Raw genomic sequence first — 18,147 nt, forward strand, 5'->3', positions numbered from 1 at the left:
ACTGGAAGGGTTCAGCAGGAGCCGCTGGGGGCAACACCGGCGCGGAGGAAGTCGACCACCATCGACACACACGGCCGGTCCTTGATCGAGCCGTGGCGGGCGTCGTGCACGGTGATCAGCGTGCCGCCGATCTGGGCGTGCATCGCGACCGCCCACGCGTACGGCGTCGTGTCCTCGTCGGTGTGGCCGGACATCGCGAGCGGGCTGGTGCCCTTCTTCAACTGCCATGGCTGCGCCGCCGGCCACGACCCGCACTGGTTGTCGTTGACGGAATGGCCGCCGGTGGCCGGGTACTTACGCGCCCGGTCCTGAGTGTCGGCCCACATCTTGTCGAAATCCCGGCCGCCCGTGCCGTCGTTGCACATCACGGCTCGAAGCTGCAGCTGGTTGGCACCGGGGAAGTCCTGGTCGAAACCGAAGACCGAGCTGTGTGCCGTGGCTGGGCTCGCGCCGGCGGGAGCTCCTCCGTCACGTATGTTGGCCAGCTCCCGGCCGGCCGTGGCCCAGTTACCCGCGCCTCCGCCGAAGTAGTTGCTGACGGTGGAGCCGTCGACGACGACCTGAGACGCGCCGGAGCCGGTCACCCGGGGGTTGCGGGTGAGTTGGTCGCGAAGGTCGTACAAGGCTTTCGCGACCGCGGCGGCAGTGGTGCCGAAGTGGAAGTCGAAGTCACGTTGGGCCAACCAGGCGGTGAGTCCGTCGAACGACTTCTGGCCGACGGCTTCGACCGCGTCGTCCATGGACTCCAGATCCATCGTCGGCGGCATCACCGATTCCAGCCACATTCCGGCCACGTGGGAGTCGAACAGCGAACGGTAGTTCGCGCCCAGTCCGGTGCCCCAGGACGCGCCGTAGAAGTCGATCTTCTGCTCGCCCATCGCCGCCCGGAGCGAATCCATGTCCCGCGCGACGTTCGCCGTGGTCAACTGCTGGGTGAAGGCTGGATCCATGGCCAGGCAACGCTTGTTGTAGGCGGTCTCCCGGTCGAAGCCGAACTTCGCTTTTTCCTTCGCGGTGGCCGTGGGTGGCGGGCTAGTGGGATCGGCGGGGTCGCAGATGACGGTGTCGCCGTAGCCGGTCCCGCGGGGATCAAAGCCGACGAAGTCGTGGTCGGTGTTCAACGCCCCGAGTCCGGTGTCCGCGTAGCTCAGCGGAGCGTCGAGGCTGGAGAGGCCCGGCCCGCCGCTGTTGACCATCAACACGCCCTTGCGCTGGGCCGGATCGGTGGCCTTGAGCCGGCTCACCGCCAGCTGGATCTTGCGCCCGTCGGGCTTCGAGTAATCCAGTGGAACGGAAAGGGGCGAGCACTCCAACCGGGTTTCGTCGCCGTGGTACTTGCTCCAGTCCTTGACTGTGGTGGAACACGAACTCCACGTCAGCGCGGCGGGCGCTGTCTGGGCCTGGGCCGGTGCGGTCACCAGGCCTATCGCGGTCAGGGGGACCGCGGCGGCGACTACCGTGCGCCGACCGATATTCCTTGCTAATGGCGGCAAAATGACCTCCTCGTCGGGTGATCGGCAGAGTCCGATCACCCGACGAAGGTGTCAGTTCCATGTCCCCGGACTATTCACGGAAGGTCATAGCTCGGTAACAGGGCGGGATTTTCAGTACTTTTGGCGGGGCGGAAACGCGATTGGCCAGAGGTGCGTCGCCAGCTGCGTGCGCTGCCAATCGCGTTCGGCCCCGCCCAACGCCGTGGCGGCGTAGGTCGCGGCGTGGCGGGCATTACCGACGACGTAGGCGGTCTCGGCAGCGTGGCCGGCGGCTCTGGCGGCCGCGCGAGCCGAGGTTCGCACGGTGTCGCGGGCCGCGGCGTGGGCGCCGAAGGCCGCGATGCGCGCGTCACCCACCGTGAGCTCTCCGCACGCCCAAGCCTGTGCTGCTTCGACGGCTTCCCGGGGCCGTTTGTCCCCGGGGAACTCGTCTTCGAAAAAGATGAGAACACGCTCAGCGCAGTCCGCCGCCCAGCGCGCCAACAACCCGTGATCGCCCTTGTCCACGTTGGCAGAATACAAAGGCAAAAACCGGCGAATCACTAAAGTTGCCCGGCCGACGCTGGGCACTTTTCCACTCTTGTGCCTTGGTTGAAGTCTCAAGCAGGGCACTTTTGTACAAAAGTGCCCTCGTTGCACACGCGCGTAATCCGCGCACGCAAGGATCGCAACTCGACGGCGACTCGCGATCCTTGCGGACGCTCAGCATCGCAACTCGACGGCGAGTTGCGGCGGCAACGACCCACGGATGCGACCGATGGATCACTAACGTTGCGAGGGCTCGTGGGCCGTCAGCTGAGGGTGCCGCCGTAGTTGGGCAGCTCGAACTTGCGGTCGTAGGAACCGCCGGTGAAGTCGGTGTCGTTGTTGCCGATGTTCGCGGTGATCCGGTCGCCCTGTTGGATGAACTGCTTGCGGCAGCGCAGCTTCCCGGTCGGGATGCTTTCGAAGACCTTGCGCAGGCAGATCTCGTCCGGCTGGTATCCAGCGTCCTCGAGCTGTCCGAGCGCTCTGTCCTCGCCGCCGACCGTCCGGGCCGAGACGAGTTGCGGTACTTAGCGTGCGCAACGATCGCAACTCGCCGTCGAGTTGCGAGCAAGCAGGGCACAAAAGGACAAAAGTGCCCCGGCGTTCACTCAGCGTTTGTGTGATAGTGCTACTTTAGTGGCTTTTGCAATCAACTTCGAGCACTTATAGTCGTCCGGCCTGGATCCCCACGTGAATGGAGACCTGCCCGATGGCCGAATCCCGATTCCCGTTGACCCGACGCCAGTTCCTCGGCGGTGCCGCCGCGGCCGGCGCACTGTCGATGCTGCCGCCCGGAATGGCCGAGTCGCTGGCCCAGCCCGCGGTGCGCGGCAGCCTGTCCGACGTCAAGCATGTCGTGGTCCTCATGCAGGAGAACAGGTCCTTCGACCACTACTACGGCACGATGAGCGGGGTTCGCGGCTTTGGTGACCGGACGGCGTTGACGATGCCGAACGGGCTGGACGTCCTGCACCAGCCGTCCTCGAACGGCAAGTACGTGCTTCCGTTCCATGTGGACACCGCGAAGGTCGACGGGCAGGACATGGGCGACCTCGGCCACAACTGGCCCGACCAGCACAACGCCGTCGGCGCCGGAGCGAATCGGGGCTGGATCAGTGCCAAGGGGCCGAACACCATGGGCTACTTCACCGACGCCGACATCCCGTTCCACCGGGCGCTCGCGGGCGCGTTCACCACCTGCGACCACTACTACTGCTCGGTGCAGGGCGCGACCACGCCGAACCGGATCTACCTGTTCACCGGCACCATCGACGCCGACGGCAAGTACGGGACGCCCGCGAACTACAACCCCGCCGACTCCTACGCCCCCATCCACAAGTGGACGACCTATCCCGAACGGCTTCAGGCCGCCGGGATTCCCTGGAAGGTTTACGCCAACAAGGAAGTCGGCTACGACGAGGGAAAGCCGTTCGTCGGCGACTACGGCGACAACCCACTTTGGCTTTTCCAGGCTTACCATGACAACTACGACAGCGATCTGTCCAAACGCGCCAGCGTGTTCAAGACCTGGGCGCCGGATTCGGGGCAGGGTAAGGACGTCAACCACGTCCTGACGGAGTTCGTCGCCGACTGCAAGAGCGGGTCACTGCCCAAGGTGTCCTGGGTCGTCGCCCCCGAGAGCTACACCGAACACCCCGCGAAGCGTCCGGTCGACGGCGCCGCGTACACGCAGACCGTGCTCAACGCGTTGTGGGCCAACCAGGACCTGTGGTCCTCGACAGTATTGCTGATCAACTACGACGAAAACGACGGCTTCTTCGACCACGTCCCGCCGCCGCTCCCGCCTGCCGGCGCAGCGGACGAGTTCATCAGCGGACTGCCCGTCGGGCTGGGTGTCCGGGTGCCGATGACCGTGGTGTCGCCGTGGAGCAAGGGCGGCTGGGTCAACTCGCAGGTGTTCGATCACACCTCGGTCATCCGGTTCCTCGAGCAGTGGACCGGGGTGCAGGAGCCGAACATTTCGGCCTGGCGCCGGTCGACCTGCGGTGATCTGACCAGCTGCTTCGACTTCGGCCAGAACGACGTCACGACGCCGTCGCTCCCGGACACCGCGGCGCTGCGCAAACGGGCCGACGACACGCAGTCCAAGCTGCCGCAACCGGCGCCGCCCGCGGACGGCAGCCAGACCGTGCCCGTCCAGGACTCCGGAACCAGGCCCGCGCGGCCTCTTCCGTACCAGCCGTCGGTGACTACTTCTCTCAGCGCTGACAAGACAATCCTCACCACGACGTTCATCAACCAGGGCACCGCGGCGGTGCAGCTGGCGGCGTACCGGGCGGACGGGCAGACCGACGGCCCGTGGCAGTACGACGTCGCGGCCGGCGGCAGCGTCAGTGACACGTGGCGGATCAAGCTGTACGGCGGCGGGAAGTACAACGTCGCCGTCCACGGACCGAACCGCTTCCTCTGGCAGTTTGCCGGGAACACCGCGGCGGCGGGCGCGGGCGTCGAGGTCGTCGGCAGCTACACCGCGGACGGCCGGTTGCTGCTGACCATGACGAACAGCGGCACCACCGCCGCCGCACTGACCGTGACAGCCAACCACTACCGCAGCGGCAGCTGGACGTATTCGGTGCCCGCCAACGGATCGATCACCGGCGAGTCATGGGACCTCGGCAGCTTCAACGGCTGGTACGACCTGTCCGCCACTGTCGCCGGGGACTCCGCGTACCTCCGCCGCTTCACCGGACACCACGAAACCGGGCTGCCGACCGTCACCGGCTGACGTCGCTGCCTCCCCACCGCGGACCCCTCGGGGCCATCCTGATGGCGGCCGCCGCGTTGGCGTTCAACGCCACAAGGGTGGCCCCGAGGGGTCCTTGACCCGCCCCCGGCCTAAGCCGCGGTGACGGCGAAGACGTGGATTGCGGGAGTGTAGGGGAGGGTCACGGCAGCGATGGTTTTTCCTGCGGTGATGGGGATCGAGTTGTAGAAGACGTCGTAGGCGGTGCCCTGGTTGGCCGGTCCGCTCGGCGTGTTCCGGTGGTCCGTGGCGATCGCGGGCTCCGCGCCGTAGGCCTTCTGGTCGGTGCAGCACCAGTTCGGGAAGCCCAACGTGCCGGTGCTCGACGTCCCGTCGGTGTAGGTGACGGTCACCGTGCCGGTGGTGGCGCCCGCTTCCGCGCCGAGGAAGGCCAGTTTCGAGCCCTGGCCGGACATCGTGACGATCTGTCCGTCCGCCACCACATTGTCCTTCGAGCCCGCCGCGGCCGACGGCCAGGTGAACGCGACGCCGTTGTGGGTCACTGTCGCGCCCGGTGCGGCGCCGGCGGCCGCCAGTGCCTGCGCCGAGTAGCTGTCGCCGTCACCGTCGAAGTTGCCGGGCGCGGTGGTCGACTCGTCGGTGATTGCCACGTTGTTCGTCGCCTGCGCGAGCGAGGCGTACGGCGTGTTGGTGATCAAGGTCTGTTGCGCGCCAATGCTGTCGTGCGTCCTGCCCGCGCGGTACGTGGCTGCCGCGGTCAAGGTGTTCGACGCCTTGCCTGGCGGCGGTGGCGGCACAGTGACGCCGAAGGTGACACTCCGGCTCCGCCCCGCATCGACCGTGCGGACACTCTGCGTGCCCGGGATGATCTTCCAGTCGGCTGGGCCGGTCAGCTTCACGTCGAGGTCGTTGATGGACTGCGTGCCGTTGTCGGCGACGGTGACTGTCACCGGAGTCGAACCCGCACCCGGTGTCGGGTTACTGATCGTCACGGCCACGGACGGTGCCGCACCCGGCGAGGCGTGCTTGCTGATCCGGTACATCACTGTCCCGTGTGGAGCGACGTTGGCCGCGATCGTGCCGGCCGACGTCGTGACCTTTTTGGACACCAGGTCCTTCAGCGTGAACGGCGCGCTGCCGAGCCCGACGGTCTTGCCATTGGTGCTGATCGTCTTCGCAGTGTCGCCCTTGTTGAACAGCGTCACGGCGACGTCACCATTTGCCAGCGGGCGGCTCAACACGTCGTAGCCCGTGCCGGACTGGACGATCTTGCCCTGCACTCCCAGCTTGTCTTGGTCCACCGCGATCACATCGCGGTTGCTGACCACGGCGACCTGCTCGGGTGTGAGCTTCGACAGGTCTGTCGACAGCAGCAGCGGCGACGCCATTTCCGCCCAGACGTTGAACTGGCTCTGGTACTCGGCGGTGGTCATGCCGCCGTTGCCGATCTCCAGCATGTCGGCGTCGTTCCAGTGCCCGGGACCGCCGTGTGCGGGCAGGCCGGGAGTGTTGGCCTCGCCGTAGTTCTGCAGCACGCTCGCCCACGCGTCGTAGATGTCGCTGCCGAAGCGCCACAGCTGACCTTCGTCAGGCAGCCACTTCAGTTCGTCGGTGAAGTCCTTGCCGGTACAGCAGACATACGCGGGCGCGGACTCAGAGAACACTATGGGGCGCCCCGTGTTCAGCAGCGCCTCGCTGGCCTGGTGGTACACGATCTGCGCGACTTGGCTGTCGGTCTTGCCGGGGAAGGCGTCCGTCGGCTGGTAGCAGTAGTCGAGCTTCAGGTAGTCGATGCCCCACGACGCGTACAGGTCGGCGTCGGCCTGGAAATGGCCGTAGCTGCCCGCCGCGCCCTGGCACGTCTTGTAGCCGGCGTCCTCGTAGGTGCCGAACTTCAGGCCCTTGCTGTGGATGTAGTCACCGAGCCACTTCATCCCGTGCGGGAAGCGGGTGGCGTCGACTTGCAGGTTTCCCAGCGCGTCGCGGTCGTGCTGCATCCAGCAGTCGTCGATGTTGACGTAGTTGTAGCCCAGCTTGTCCAGGCCCAGCTTGACGATCTGGTCGGCCGTGTCCGTGAACAACTTCTCGTTCAGCCGGCTGTTGCACTCGAAGCCGGCCCAGTCGTTGAAGCCCATCGGCGGGGTCCGCGTCAGCTGCCCGGACGGGTCGTTGGTCGCGCGACCCTGGGTGGGTACCGCGGACGCGGGGACGGTGGGGATGACGAGCGCCGCGATGGCGACGCCCGTGGTCAGAGCGGCCCGTAGGTCACGCCGTCGTTGAATTGACACAGGTGCTCCTCAGTAGGGGAGGTATGCAAGATACTGCTCGTTGTGAAGTCTTTCAGAGCAAGTACGCGCAATGTAGGCTGCCAGCTTCGGCGAGGTCAAGGGCCGAATGGCGTGCATCTGCGGTCAACACCGTGCACGAAAAGTGACGTCAAATGCTCTCAATGGGCGTTGACCGTGCAAGATTCTGCATCTAGGGTGGCGATCGTTGTGCACTTGACCTCTGCGCGGATGGGAAGTTCATGAGCCGCTCTTTCATGGCCGAGGAGATCGCGAGCCAGCCCCAGTGCTGGCGCGCGGCGCCGGCCCTCGCCGAGAAGTTCGCCGAGAAGTTGCCCCGGCCCGGCAGCCGGGTCGCGATCGTCGGTTGCGGGACCTCGTGGTTCATCGGCCAGTCCTACGCGGTGCTGCGCGAGTCCGCCGGCCTCGGTGAGACCGACGCCTTCGCGGCCTCGGAGTTCCCCTCCGGCCGCCGCTACGACCATGTCCTCGCGCTGACCAGGTCCGGCACCACGACCGAAGTGCACACCCTGCTGGCGAAGCTGCGGGGGATCAGCCCGACGACCGTCATCACCGGTGTGCCCGCCGAGATCGCCGCGGCGGCCGACGCCGTAGTGGATCTGTCCACTGTGGATGAACAGTCGGTCGTGCAGACACGGTTCGCCACGACCGCGCTGGCGGTGCTGCGCGCTCATCTCGGTGAGGACCTCGGCAAGCCGATCGAGCAGGCTGAACAGGTGCTCGCCGAGCCCCTTGACCAGGCGCTTGTCGACGCCACGCAGTTCAGCTTCCTCGGCACGGGCTGGTCGGTGGGCCTGGCCAACGAGGCCGCGTTGAAGTTCCGCGAAGCGTCGTTGTCTTGGACGGAGTCCTACCCCGCCTGGGAGTACCGCCACGGTCCGATCAGCATCAGCGAGCCGGGCCGCGTGACCTGGATGTTCGGCACCGCCCCCGACGGGCTTGCCGCCGACGTCCGACGCGCCGGCGGAACGTTCGTCGAAAGTGGACTCGACCCGCTTGTCGACCTCGTGCGCGCGCAACTGGTCGCGGGTGCCATCGCCGAGCGCAAGCGCCTGGACCCGGACAACCCCCGAAGCCTCACCCGTTCCGTGGTGCTTTCCTAGCCATGCACCCGACACTAGTCGCCGCCATCGACGTCGGCGGCACCACGGTCAAGGCAGCGGTGTACGAAACCGCTGGTGAACGACCTGAGCTGGTGGCCGGGTCGCGGACCGCGACCGAACTTTCCGGCTCCCCGGCGGAGTCGGTGGCCTACCAGGTCGCACGGCTCGTCGGCGAATTGACGGCGGCTGTCGGGCCCGTGCGGGCGGCCGGGGTGGTGGTGCCCGGCATCGTCGACGAACAGGCCGGGATCGCCCGGTTCTCAGCCAACCTCGGTTGGCGGGACGCGCCGTTGCGGGACATGCTGCGTGAGCGGCTGCCCGTGCCGGTCGCATTCGGCCACGACGTCACGGCAGGCGGCCTGGCGGAGTACCGGATCGGCGCGGCGCGTGGGTGCGCGAGTGCGGCGTTCGTCCCGGTCGGCACCGGGATCGCGGCGGCGCTCGTACTCGACGGCGTCCCGTACCGGGCCGGCGGGCTGGCCGGGGAGTTCGGTCATATCGACGTCGGCCATGCTCTGACCTGCGGTTGTGGTGCGACGGGCTGTCTTGAGGCGATCGCTTCGGCGTCCGCGCTCGGACGTCGTTACGCCGAACGGACCGGGCTGCCGGCCGAGGGCAGCCTCCCCGTCATCGAGGCCGCCGTGGCTGGGGATCCGGACGCGGAGCAGGTACTCGGCGAGGCTATGGCCGGGCTCGCCCAAGGCATCCGGATCCTGGCGTCGCTGCTCGCGCCGGAAGTGGTGGTCCTCGGCGGCGGACTGTTCTCGGCCGAGGGCTTGCTCGGCCGAGTGCGTGCCCTGGTCGACGAAAAGCTGCCGTTCCAGCGCAAACCCGAGCTGCGAGTGGCTGCGCTCGGTGACGAAGCCGGCTGCCTCGGCGCCGCGTTGCTCGCCGCGGATCTCTTGGTGGGCACATGATCCTGACCGTCACCCCCAACTGCGCACTCGACGTCACCTACACCGTCGACGCGCTGCGCCCGGACACCGTGCACCGGGTCCGGGAGATCCGCAGACGGGCCGGCGGCAAAGGAATCAACGTCGCGCGGGTACTGCACGCGGTCGGCGCGAGGACACTCGCGGTGGGCACTGCGGGCGGTGCTGCCGGTGACGAGTTCACCCGAGAGCTCAGGAAAGCCGACCTGCCTGGTGAGCTTGTCCCGATCGCTGGGGAAACGCGCCGCACCACGACGGTACTGTCCACAACGGACAACGCGGTCACGCTGTTCAACGAGCCCGGCCCCGAACTGGACACGCGCGAGTGGGCCGCGTTCGTCGACGCCGTCCGCGGCTTGGTCGGTTCGGCCGACGTCCTTGTCTGCTCGGGAAGTCTGCCGCCCGGGGCGCCCGTTGACGGTTACGCCGAGCTGCTTGGGCTTGCCGACGGCATTCCCACGGTCCTCGACACCTCGGGTGAGGCGTTGCGTGCAGGACTTGCGGGCCGGCCCAGTGTCGTGAAACCCAATGCCGAAGAACTGTTCGAAGCCACCGGGCTTGCCGAGCCGATCGAGGCCGCCGCGAACCTGTGTGGGGCAGGCGTTGGGGCAGTGCTGGTCTCGCTCGGCCCCGAAGGATTGCTTGCCTGCACGGAATCCGGTGTCTGGCAGGCGAAACCGTCGGCGCCGCTGAGTGGCAACAGCACCGGCGCCGGGGACGCGGCGGTTGCCGGTATCGCCCTTGAACTCGCCCGCGGCGGCTGCTGGCCCGATGTCGTCCGCCGGGCCGTCGCCCTGTCCTGCGCGGCCGTGCTCGGTCCCTTGGCCGGCGACGTCGATCTCGACCACTACCTCCGCGAACTTCCCGCTGTCCGAGTACAGCGGCCATGAACAGGACGGAATTCCCATGCCTCTTGTGTCCACTGGGGACATCGTCGGCCCGGCCGCGGCCCAGCGTCGCGGGTGCGGCGCGTTCAACGCCATCCAGCTCGAGCACATCACCGCGATCATCGAGGGCGCGCGGCTCGCCGGCACACCGGTCATCGTGCAGCTGAGCCAGAACGCCGTGCGCTATCACGGCACGCTGGCCCCGATCGGCGAAGCCGCGCTTGCCGCGGCGCGGGCGGCACCGGTTCCGGTGGCCGTGCACCTCGACCACGCCGAGTCCGCCGACCTGGTCCGAGAGGCCGTCGAACTCGGCTTCAGCTCGGTGATGTTCGATGCGTCCAAACTGGACTATCTGGGCAATGTTCGCGAGACGCGGGAAATGGTCGAGTACTGCCACGCGCGGAAGGTCTGGGTGGAAGCCGAACTCGGCGAGATCGGCGGCAAGGACGGTGTCCACGCGCCAGGAGCACGCACGGACCCTGGTGACGCCGCGGAGTTCGCCGTCGCGACCGGTGTCGACGCGCTCGCGGTAGCCGTCGGCAGCTCGCACGCGATGCTCACGCGTGACGCGACGCTGGACTTCGAACTCATCGCCCGGCTGCGCTCCGCGGTACCGGTTCCGTTGGTACTGCACGGATCTTCCGGCGTCGACGACGAAGGGTTGGCCGCGGCGGTCCACGCGGGGATGACGAAGATCAATATCGCCACCCAGCTCAACAAGGTGTTCACCGCGGCGGCCGCGGTCGACCTGCGCGAGCATCCGGGCAAGGTCGACCCGCGCCGGTACCTGGGTGCGGGCCGCGAAGCCGTCACCGCCGAGGTCCGGCGGCTCCTGGGCGTGCTGTCGGCCCGGGAAGTCAGTCACAAGTTGGACTCGAGATGACGATTACGCAGCTTCTTTGGGCCGATAATGTTGACAGATGCTCGGAACAGAACAAAACTGCGCGCTAACACGCAAGAACTGCGCACTGTCGGTAACATTACCAACGCTGTGACACTTTAGCGTTTAATGACACATTCAACCCTCTTCGATCAGGTGGTGGCCATGCGGGTAGCTCGTGGCAGGTCCGGTAGAACGCTCGCGCTGACGGCGGTTGCCGCCCTCGGCCTGACCCTGGCGGCGTGCGGGTCCGGTGGGGACGTCGGCGCGGGCAGCGGTGAGAACGCGCTGCCCGGCGTCGACCAGTACCTCAACGCGCCCTGCCCGGAGGTGGGCACGAAGCCGGCGGCTTCGGCGAAGTCGTTCACCTACTGGTCGATGTGGACCGCCGACGAGCCGCAGGGCAAGGTGCTGCAGAAGGCGTTCAAGTGCTTCACGGACAAGACCGGGGTCAAGGTCGACGTGCAGTGGCTGGGGCGCAAGGCGTACACGCAGAACCTGGTGCCGGCGCTCAACACCGACGACGTCCCCGACCTGTTCGACCAGGACGTCAGCAAGGTCGGCGCGGCGATCATGACGCCTGGCGGCACGCAGAGCGTGGACGACGTGTTCGGCATGAAGGTCGGCGAGGGCGACAAGACCGTCAAGGACGTGCTGGCGCCGAGCTCGTACGACTTCCCACAGAACAAGGACAAGTCGGGCCACAACTTCATGGTCCCGTACACCTTGCAGAGCAGCGCCTGGTGGTACAACAAAGATCAGGTCAAGGACTTCGCCCAGCCGAAGACGACGGCCGACCTGATCGGCCTGTTCGACAAGGCGAAGGCCTCGGGCAAGGCGGCGATCAGCCAGGACGGCGATATCCCGTTCTACAACATGTACTTCTTCACCCAGCTCGCCGAGCGGTACGTCGGCGCGGGCGGGCTCAACAAGGCGGCCTCCGACAAGACCGGGCAGTCGTGGACCGCCGACCCGGGCTTCCTCAAGGCCGCGCAGGAAACCGCGAAACTGCCGAAGTACTTCATCGACGGCTGGGACGCGGCGAAGTTCCCCCAGATCCAGCAGCGCTGGGCCGACGGCGACTCCGACTACCTCTACGTCGGCAGCTGGGCGCCGAGCGAGACCCGCGAGTACCTCGACAAGCAGGGCTCCGGCACGAAGATCAGCTACGGCTCGTTCCAGTTCCCGATGCCGGACGGCGCTACGCACGACACGGTAGAGCAGATGTCGATCGGGTTCGCGGTGACCAAGAAGGCCAAGAACGCCGACGCGGCGAAGTCGTTCATCGCCTACTTCCTCAACAAGGACCTCCTTTCCGGCATCCCGGCCGTCGCGGACAACCTCGTGCCGCGCACCGACTTGGCCGTTCCCGACGACCTCAAGCAGCTCAAGACCGTCATGGACGACCCGAAGAAGGAGCACGTCCTGCAGTACGACGGAATCGACGCGATCGCCGGCGGCAACTGGCAGACCGATGTCTTCGACCCGGCCGATCTCGCCCTGCTCAAGGGGCAGCTGACCCCGCAGCAGTTCGTCGCGCAGCTGGCCGCGAAGAGCGCCGACTTCTGGAAGAACCAGGGCTGATGGCAGCACGCACGGTGGAGGTGGCACGGTTCGCGAAAGCGCCCCGTGCCACCGGCACGCGCGGTGGGCACCTGTCCCGCAAGCGTCGGCTGTTCTGGCCGTTCATGGTTCCCGCTTTGGTGCTGTACCTGGCTTTCCTGGTGTTGCCGACGATCGCCACCGTCGTCCTCAGCTTCACCAGCTGGGCGGGCGCGGGCGATACGCCGAAGGCCAACGGTGTCAAGAACTACGTCCAGATGTGGAAGAGCGACTCGTTCCAGTACTCGTTCCACAACACGCTGATCTACGTGTTCGTCGGCGGGATCGGCACGTTCCTGCTGGCGTTTCTGTTCACGATGGTGCTGCGGGACATGCGCGGCGGCAAGGTGATCCGTGCGATCCTGTTCTTCCCCAACATCGTCGCGCCGGTCGCCTTGGGCATGTTCCTCGGGTTCGTGTTCAAGTACCAGCCGGGCAAGCAGGGCCTCGCGAACTATCTGCTGGAGCACGTCGGCGCGAGCGCGGCGAAGTTCCTCGCGCCGCAGAACGTGACGTGGGTGGTGACGGCGTCGATCATCTGGGCCAGTTCGGGTTTCTTCATCACCATCCTGATGGCCGCGGTGGACCGGATCCCGCCCTATCTCTACGAGGATGCCGATCTCGCCGGCGCGTCACCGTGGCAGAAGTTCCGCAACATCACCCTGCCGCTGACGTGGGACGTCGTCGGGGTCGCGGGCGTGCTCTGGACGATCAACGCGCTCAAGATCTTCGAGCTCGTGTTCGTGCTGGCCGGCCCCGGCACGTATTCACCGCCGAACCAGGCGTGGACACTCGGGATCTACGTTTTCGACCGCACCTTCGGCTCGAACGGCACGCCGGACTTCGGCGCGGCCTGTGCCTGTGCGGTGGCGATGATCGCGCTGGTGTCCGTCCTCGTCCTGCTGCTGCGCCGGTTGATGCGGCGCGACGCCATCCAGTTCTAGGAGCCTAGGAGCCCGCTGTGTCCACTGTGGATACCTTGAAGCCGCCGCCGGCCGCGGCGAAGCCGGTGCGCAAGCCGCCGCGCAAACCGCGCCCGGCGCCCGGTTCGCGCCGGTTCAGCCCGTTCCGCCTGCTGGGTTCGACGGTCGTGTGGCTGTTCACCGCGTTCAACCTGCTGGTGCTGTACTGGCTGATCTCGTCTTCGTTCAAGACGCCGGTGGAGATCTTCACCAAGCCGTTCGCCCTGCCGTACCAGTGGTTCCACGTCGGCAAGCCGTTCCGGAACTTCGTCTACGCCTGGAACAACGCCGGGTTCGGCGACGCGGTGATCACCACGGTCGTGCTGGTCGGCATCGCCACCGTAGTCACCGTCGGGGTGTCCGCGCCCGCGGCGTACGCGCTGACCAGGCTCGGCGTGCGCGGTTCCGGCGGGCTCACCAACGTGATCGCGATCGGCATGGGCGTCCCGTTCCAGACGGTGATCATCCCGCTGTTCGTGGTGATGAGCAAAGCGCACCTGGCCAACCAGTACGGCTTGTTCCTGATCTATGTCGCTTTGTCGATTCCGTTCACCGTATTTCTCCTGACCGGATTTTTCCGTTCACTACCCGACGAACTCGAGGAAGCCGCGGCGATCGACGGCGCTTCGCCGACCCGGACGTTCTTCTCGGTCATGCTCCCGCTCGCGCGCGGTGGCCTGATCACGGCGTTGATCCTCAACGCCATCGGGCTGTGGAACGAGACGCTGCTGGCGATCGTGTTCCTTCGTGACCAGGCCGACTTCACGTTGTCCCGCGCGCTGTTCACGTTCTATGGCGCCGCGAGCTATCAGTCCGAATACGGCGGTCTGATCGCCGGGGTCGCGATCGTCGTACTCCCGATGCTGGTGCTCTACCTCCTGCTCGCCCGCCGGATCATCACCGGCCTCACCCTCGGCGCCGGCAAGTAGCGCGAAGGAAGGTTTCCCATGGCCACAGTGACATTCCGCGACACGACCCGGTACTACGCCGGGGTCGACCGGCCCGCGGTGGACGGACTCGACCTGGAGGTCGCCGACGGCGAGTTCCTGGTGCTGGTCGGGCCGTCCGGCTGCGGCAAGTCGACCACGCTGCGCATGCTCGCGGGCCTGGAAGGCGTCGACTACGGCCAGATCCACATCGGCGACCGCGACGTCACCAACCTGCCGCCGAAGGACCGGGACATCGCGATGGTGTTCCAGAACTACGCGCTGTACCCGCATATGACGGTTGGCGAGAACATCGGCTTCCACCTCAAGATCGCGAAGATGAACAAGGCCGAACGGGCAGAGCGCGTCAAAACCGCGGCTGAGCTGCTCGACCTCACGCCGTATCTCGACCGCAAGCCCGCCAAGCTTTCCGGCGGTCAGCGGCAGCGGGTCGCGATGGGACGCGCGATCGTGCGCGAGCCCAGTGTGTTCCTGATGGACGAACCACTCTCCAATCTGGACGCCCAGCTGCGCGTCCAGACCCGTACGCAGATCGCGTCCCTGCAACGGCGGCTCGGCATCACCACGATCTACGTCACGCACGACCAGGTCGAGGCGATGACCATGGGGGACAAGGTCGCCGTGCTCAAGGACGGGCTGCTGCAGCAGTGCGACACCCCGATCGGGCTCTTCGCCAGGCCGGTCAACCTCTTTGTCGCGGGGTTCATCGGCTCGCCATCGATGAACCTGATCAAGACCACTGTGGACGCCGAAGGCGCGCTGGTCGGCGGAACGCGGCTGGCGCTCACCCCTGCCCAGCGGTCGGCGCTGACCAGCGCGGACATCGTCGTCGGCGTCCGGCCCGAGGGGTGGGAAGTCGGCGAGGCGGCTGACGGCATCACGGCCGTCGTCGAGGTGGTCGAGGAGCTCGGCAGCGACCAGTACCTGTACTGCAAGAGCACCCACGACGATCAGATCCTGACCGTCCGCACGCCTGGCATGGCGTCCTGGCAGCGCGGCGAAAAGATCGGCCTGTCGCCGAAACCGGGCGCTGTCCACCTGTTCGACGCGGCCGGCGGGGAGCGGCTGTGACCACGCGGTTGTACCGGGAGGACTTGGTCCTGCCGGTGGCGGAACTCGGTGCGGAGAACCCGTTGCCACCGCTGGTCAAACCCGAGCAGGTCCAGCAAGTCGCCAACCTCGAGGAGCTGCCGGCGGACCTTGCCGAGGGCCTCGGCTATGGACAGCTGGACACCGTACTGCCGTGCCGGCTGCAGGACGGCTACACGCGGGAACGCACCGAGCGTTCGGTGCCCGCGTTGGTGCTGGAGAACGACCACGTCCGCGCGACGATTCTGCCTTCCCTCGGCGGGCGGCTGTATTCGTTGTACAGCAAGGAAGACGACCGTGAAATGCTGTACCGAAACCCGGTTCTCCAGCCCGCGAACCTGGCCTTGCGCGGCGCGTGGTTCGCCGGCGGTGTCGAGTGGAACCTCGGCAGCACCGGGCATACGACGTTGACCTGCGCGCCGATGCACGCGGCCGAGGTCGGCGGCCCGGACGGCACACCGATCCTGCGACTCTGGGAGTGGGAACGCACCCGCGACCTGCCGTACCAGGTGGACTTCTGGCTCCCGGACGGCTCGGACTTCCTGCTGGTCGGGGTCCGGGTTCGCAATCCGCACGACCACGATGTCCCGGTTTACTGGTGGTCGAACATCGCGGTCGAGCAGACACCGCGGACCCGTGTGGTGGCACCGGCCGACAGTGCCTGGCACTACGGGTATGGCGGGCGGCTCGACCTCGTCGGCGTCCCCGAGCATCACCACCGCGAGCTGACGTACCCGGCTCGACATCGTAGTGCCGCGGACTACTTTTTCGAGATCCCCGAGGAGTCGCGGCGCTGGATAGCCGCGGTGGACGGCGACGGCTTCGGTCTGGCGCAGGTGTCCACGAGTCGTCAACGCGGGCGGAAACTGTTCGTGTGGGGCGAATCCGCGGGCGGACGGCGTTGGCAGGACTGGCTGTCGCCGGGTGCGGAAGGCTACTTGGAAATCCAGGCCGGCCTGGCGCGGACGCAGCTCGAACACCTGCGGCTGCCCGCGGGCGAGGAGTGGGACTGGCTGGAGGCCTACGGTCCCGTGCGGGCGCGGTCGTCGGTCGTGCACGGTTCCGACTGGGCAGCGGCGCAGGCCGAAGTACGTCGTCGCCTGCCGGACGGGCCGACCTTCGAAGGGCTGCTCGCCGCGTGGCGCACGGTTGCCGAAGCTGAACCGCGAAAGCCACTTTACGAGGGTTCGGGCTGGGGCGCGCTGGAGCTGCACCGGATGCTCACGAGCCTGCCCGGGATCCCGTTCGCCCCGGAGACCATGGGCCCGGAGCAGGCGCCCTGGCTGGCGCTGCTCGAAGGTGAGCCGTTCGGCGGAGACCCGGCTGTCGCGCCGGGCGGGACGCTGGTCAACAAGTACTGGCGTGAGCTGCTCGAATACGCGCCGGCGGGCTGGGCGACGTCGTATCACCACGGCGTCGCCCGATGGCGTGCCGGTGAGCGTGAGGACGCCGTCGCCGCGTGGCGCGAGTCCGTCGAACTTGCGGAGAATCCTTGGGCGCTCAGGAATCTGGCGATCGCGACCGAGTCGCCGGAGCTGTACCGGCGCGCGCTGGAACTCGCTCCGGACGTTCCCGCACTGGCCGTCGAGGCGATCGCCGCGCAGGTCCCGGAGCGCGCGCTTGAACTGATCGAACGACTGCAGCCGGAAATCCGGGCACTGGGCCGAATCCGGTTGCTGGAGGCACGCGCTCGGCTGGCGTTGGGCGAGGTCGACGGCATGTTGGCGATCTTCGACGCCGGCTTCGACGTCGCCGATGTGCGGGAGGGGGAGACGTCGCTGTCCGACACCTGGGTCGCCGCGCAGAAGCTCCTCGCCGAGGTCGGCCGCGCAGTCCGTCCGCTGCCGGGGCGGTACGACTTCCGGATGTCGGCGGAGTGAGTAGGCACGAGCGGCTCAGCGGGCTGCTCCGGATCGTCGGTGAGCGCGGCAAGGTCGAGGTGGACGACCTGGTGGTCGAGCTGGCGGTGTCCTCGGCGACCGTCCGCCGGGACCTCGACCATCTCGCCGAGCAGCAGCTGCTCACCCGAACCCGCGGCGGCGCGGTGTCGACGGTGGCGTCCAGCGACCTCCCGCTGCGGTACAAAACCGCACGTCAGGCCTTGGAGAAGTCGCGAATCGCGCAGGCTGTCGCCGAGTTCGCGCGGCCGGGCGCGGTGATCGGGATGAACGGCGGCACCACGGCCACCGAAGTCGCCCGCGCGCTGATAGCCCGCGGCGACCTCGCGCGCGGGCCGATGCTGACCGTGGTGACCAACGCGCTCAACATCGCGAACGAACTCGCCGTGCGGCAGAACATCAAGCTGGTCGTCACCGGCGGCGTCGCGCGCACGCAGTCGTCCGAGCTGACCGGGTCGCTGGCCACCAGGGTGCTCGGCGAGATCTCGCTCGACCTGCTGGTACTCGGCGTCGACGCGCTCGACCCCGAAGCCGGGGCGTTCGCGCACCACGAGGGCGAGGCGAACATCAACCGGCTGATGGCCGGGAGGGCGTCGCGCGTGGTCGTCGCCGCGGACTCGTCGAAGCTCGGCAGGCGGGCGTTCGCCGCCATCTGCCCGATCAGCGCCGTTGACGTCGTCGTGACGGACGCCGACGTTCCCGCAGCCCTCGCCGCGCGCTTCACCGCCTCCGGCGTCACCCTCCACGCAGTCTGATGGGCGGCCGCTGTGACGTCACCAAAGGACCCCTCGGGGC

General features: G+C 67.4%; 14 protein-coding genes and 1 pseudogene. 11 read left to right on the forward strand and 4 right to left on the reverse strand.

Translation table 11 applies throughout. The features are described from left to right. Positions 1-11: 11 nt before the first annotated feature. The 3 genes and pseudogenes from JWQ81_RS11265 to JWQ81_RS44870 all read right to left on the reverse strand — a co-directional run. Positions 12-1,418, reverse strand: coding sequence for an alpha/beta fold hydrolase (locus tag JWQ81_RS11265; protein WP_297540379.1), 1,407 nt, complete (start codon positions 1,416-1,418; stop codon positions 12-14). 186 nt (positions 1,419-1,604) lie between these two features. Next, on the reverse strand, positions 1,605-2,000 hold the full coding sequence (locus tag JWQ81_RS11270; RefSeq protein WP_297540380.1) for a putative immunity protein: 396 nt from the start codon (positions 1,998-2,000) through the stop codon (positions 1,605-1,607). A gap of 284 nt (positions 2,001-2,284) precedes the next feature. Continuing rightward, a pseudogene (locus tag JWQ81_RS44870) lies at positions 2,285-2,527 on the reverse strand (HAD family acid phosphatase); the annotation flags it as partial. 203 nt (positions 2,528-2,730) lie between these two features. Between JWQ81_RS44870 and JWQ81_RS11275 the strand changes: the two are divergent. Continuing rightward, the gene (locus JWQ81_RS11275; RefSeq protein WP_297540382.1) at positions 2,731-4,767 is read left to right on the forward strand and encodes a phosphocholine-specific phospholipase C; all 2,037 of its coding nucleotides are present in this window, start codon (positions 2,731-2,733) and stop codon (positions 4,765-4,767) included. Positions 4,768-4,877: 110 nt separating this feature from the next. On the opposite strand, the gene JWQ81_RS11280 is transcribed toward JWQ81_RS11275, so the two are convergent. Beyond that, entirely contained in the window at positions 4,878-7,034 is a 2,157-nt protein-coding gene (locus tag JWQ81_RS11280; protein WP_297540385.1) for an NEW3 domain-containing protein, read from the reverse strand. A gap of 239 nt (positions 7,035-7,273) precedes the next feature. On the opposite strand from JWQ81_RS11280, the gene JWQ81_RS11285 reads away from it, so the two are divergent. The 10 genes from JWQ81_RS11285 (at position 7,274) to JWQ81_RS11330 (ending at position 18,107) form a co-directional block, all read left to right on the forward strand. Continuing rightward, complete coding sequence (locus tag JWQ81_RS11285) at positions 7,274-8,155, forward strand: sugar isomerase (protein ID WP_297540387.1); 882 nt, start codon at positions 7,274-7,276, stop codon at positions 8,153-8,155. Positions 8,156-8,157: 2 nt separating this feature from the next. Next, positions 8,158-9,072 carry an ROK family protein gene (locus tag JWQ81_RS11290; protein WP_297540389.1) on the forward strand — a complete coding sequence of 305 codons (915 nt, stop codon included), beginning with the start codon at positions 8,158-8,160 and terminating at the stop codon, positions 9,070-9,072. Further along, on the forward strand, positions 9,069-9,977 hold the full coding sequence (locus tag JWQ81_RS11295) for a 1-phosphofructokinase family hexose kinase (RefSeq protein WP_297540391.1): 909 nt from the start codon (positions 9,069-9,071) through the stop codon (positions 9,975-9,977). The genes JWQ81_RS11290 and JWQ81_RS11295 overlap by 4 nt, the downstream gene beginning before the upstream one ends. A gap of 16 nt (positions 9,978-9,993) precedes the next feature. Beyond that, complete coding sequence (locus JWQ81_RS11300; RefSeq protein WP_297540393.1) at positions 9,994-10,857, forward strand: class II fructose-bisphosphate aldolase; 864 nt, start codon at positions 9,994-9,996, stop codon at positions 10,855-10,857. 162 nt (positions 10,858-11,019) lie between these two features. Continuing rightward, on the forward strand, positions 11,020-12,438 hold the full coding sequence (locus JWQ81_RS11305) for an ABC transporter substrate-binding protein (protein WP_297540395.1): 1,419 nt from the start codon (positions 11,020-11,022) through the stop codon (positions 12,436-12,438). Next, positions 12,438-13,400 carry a carbohydrate ABC transporter permease gene (locus JWQ81_RS11310; protein WP_297540397.1) on the forward strand — a complete coding sequence of 321 codons (963 nt, stop codon included), beginning with the start codon at positions 12,438-12,440 and terminating at the stop codon, positions 13,398-13,400. The genes JWQ81_RS11305 and JWQ81_RS11310 overlap by 1 nt, the downstream gene beginning before the upstream one ends. A 17-nt stretch (positions 13,401-13,417) precedes the next feature. Beyond that, complete coding sequence (locus tag JWQ81_RS11315; protein WP_297540399.1) at positions 13,418-14,347, forward strand: carbohydrate ABC transporter permease; 930 nt, start codon at positions 13,418-13,420, stop codon at positions 14,345-14,347. Positions 14,348-14,365: 18 nt separating this feature from the next. Next, on the forward strand, positions 14,366-15,436 hold the full coding sequence (ugpC, locus tag JWQ81_RS11320) for a sn-glycerol-3-phosphate ABC transporter ATP-binding protein UgpC (protein ID WP_297540401.1): 1,071 nt from the start codon (positions 14,366-14,368) through the stop codon (positions 15,434-15,436). Then, the gene (locus tag JWQ81_RS11325; protein ID WP_297540402.1) at positions 15,433-17,334 is read left to right on the forward strand and encodes a DUF5107 domain-containing protein; all 1,902 of its coding nucleotides are present in this window, start codon (positions 15,433-15,435) and stop codon (positions 17,332-17,334) included. Before ugpC ends, JWQ81_RS11325 begins: the two co-directional genes overlap by 4 nt. Continuing rightward, positions 17,331-18,107, forward strand: a complete 777-nt coding sequence (locus tag JWQ81_RS11330; protein WP_297540404.1) for a DeoR/GlpR family DNA-binding transcription regulator — start codon at positions 17,331-17,333, stop codon at positions 18,105-18,107. The genes JWQ81_RS11325 and JWQ81_RS11330 overlap by 4 nt, the downstream gene beginning before the upstream one ends. Positions 18,108-18,147 lie beyond the last annotated feature (40 nt).

It is taken from the genome of Amycolatopsis sp. (assembly GCF_025464955.1).
Taxonomy (GTDB): domain Bacteria; phylum Actinomycetota; class Actinomycetes; order Mycobacteriales; family Pseudonocardiaceae; genus Amycolatopsis.

What these genes read in the sequence shown, in the direction of transcription:
- JWQ81_RS11275 (WP_297540382.1), top strand. Translation starts at nt 2,731, where the DNA reads ATGGCCGAATCCCGATTCCCGTTGACCCGACGCCAGTTCCTCGGCGGT.
- JWQ81_RS11285 (WP_297540387.1), top strand. Translation starts at nt 7,274, where the DNA reads ATGAGCCGCTCTTTCATGGCCGAGGAGATCGCGAGCCAGCCCCAGTGC.
- JWQ81_RS11290 (WP_297540389.1), top strand. Translation starts at nt 8,158, where the DNA reads ATGCACCCGACACTAGTCGCCGCCATCGACGTCGGCGGCACCACGGTC.
- JWQ81_RS11295 (WP_297540391.1), top strand. Translation starts at nt 9,069, where the DNA reads ATGATCCTGACCGTCACCCCCAACTGCGCACTCGACGTCACCTACACC.
- JWQ81_RS11300 (WP_297540393.1), top strand. Translation starts at nt 9,994, where the DNA reads ATGCCTCTTGTGTCCACTGGGGACATCGTCGGCCCGGCCGCGGCCCAG.
- JWQ81_RS11305 (WP_297540395.1), top strand. Translation starts at nt 11,020, where the DNA reads ATGCGGGTAGCTCGTGGCAGGTCCGGTAGAACGCTCGCGCTGACGGCG.
- JWQ81_RS11310 (WP_297540397.1), top strand. Translation starts at nt 12,438, where the DNA reads ATGGCAGCACGCACGGTGGAGGTGGCACGGTTCGCGAAAGCGCCCCGT.
- ugpC (WP_297540401.1), top strand. Translation starts at nt 14,366, where the DNA reads ATGGCCACAGTGACATTCCGCGACACGACCCGGTACTACGCCGGGGTC.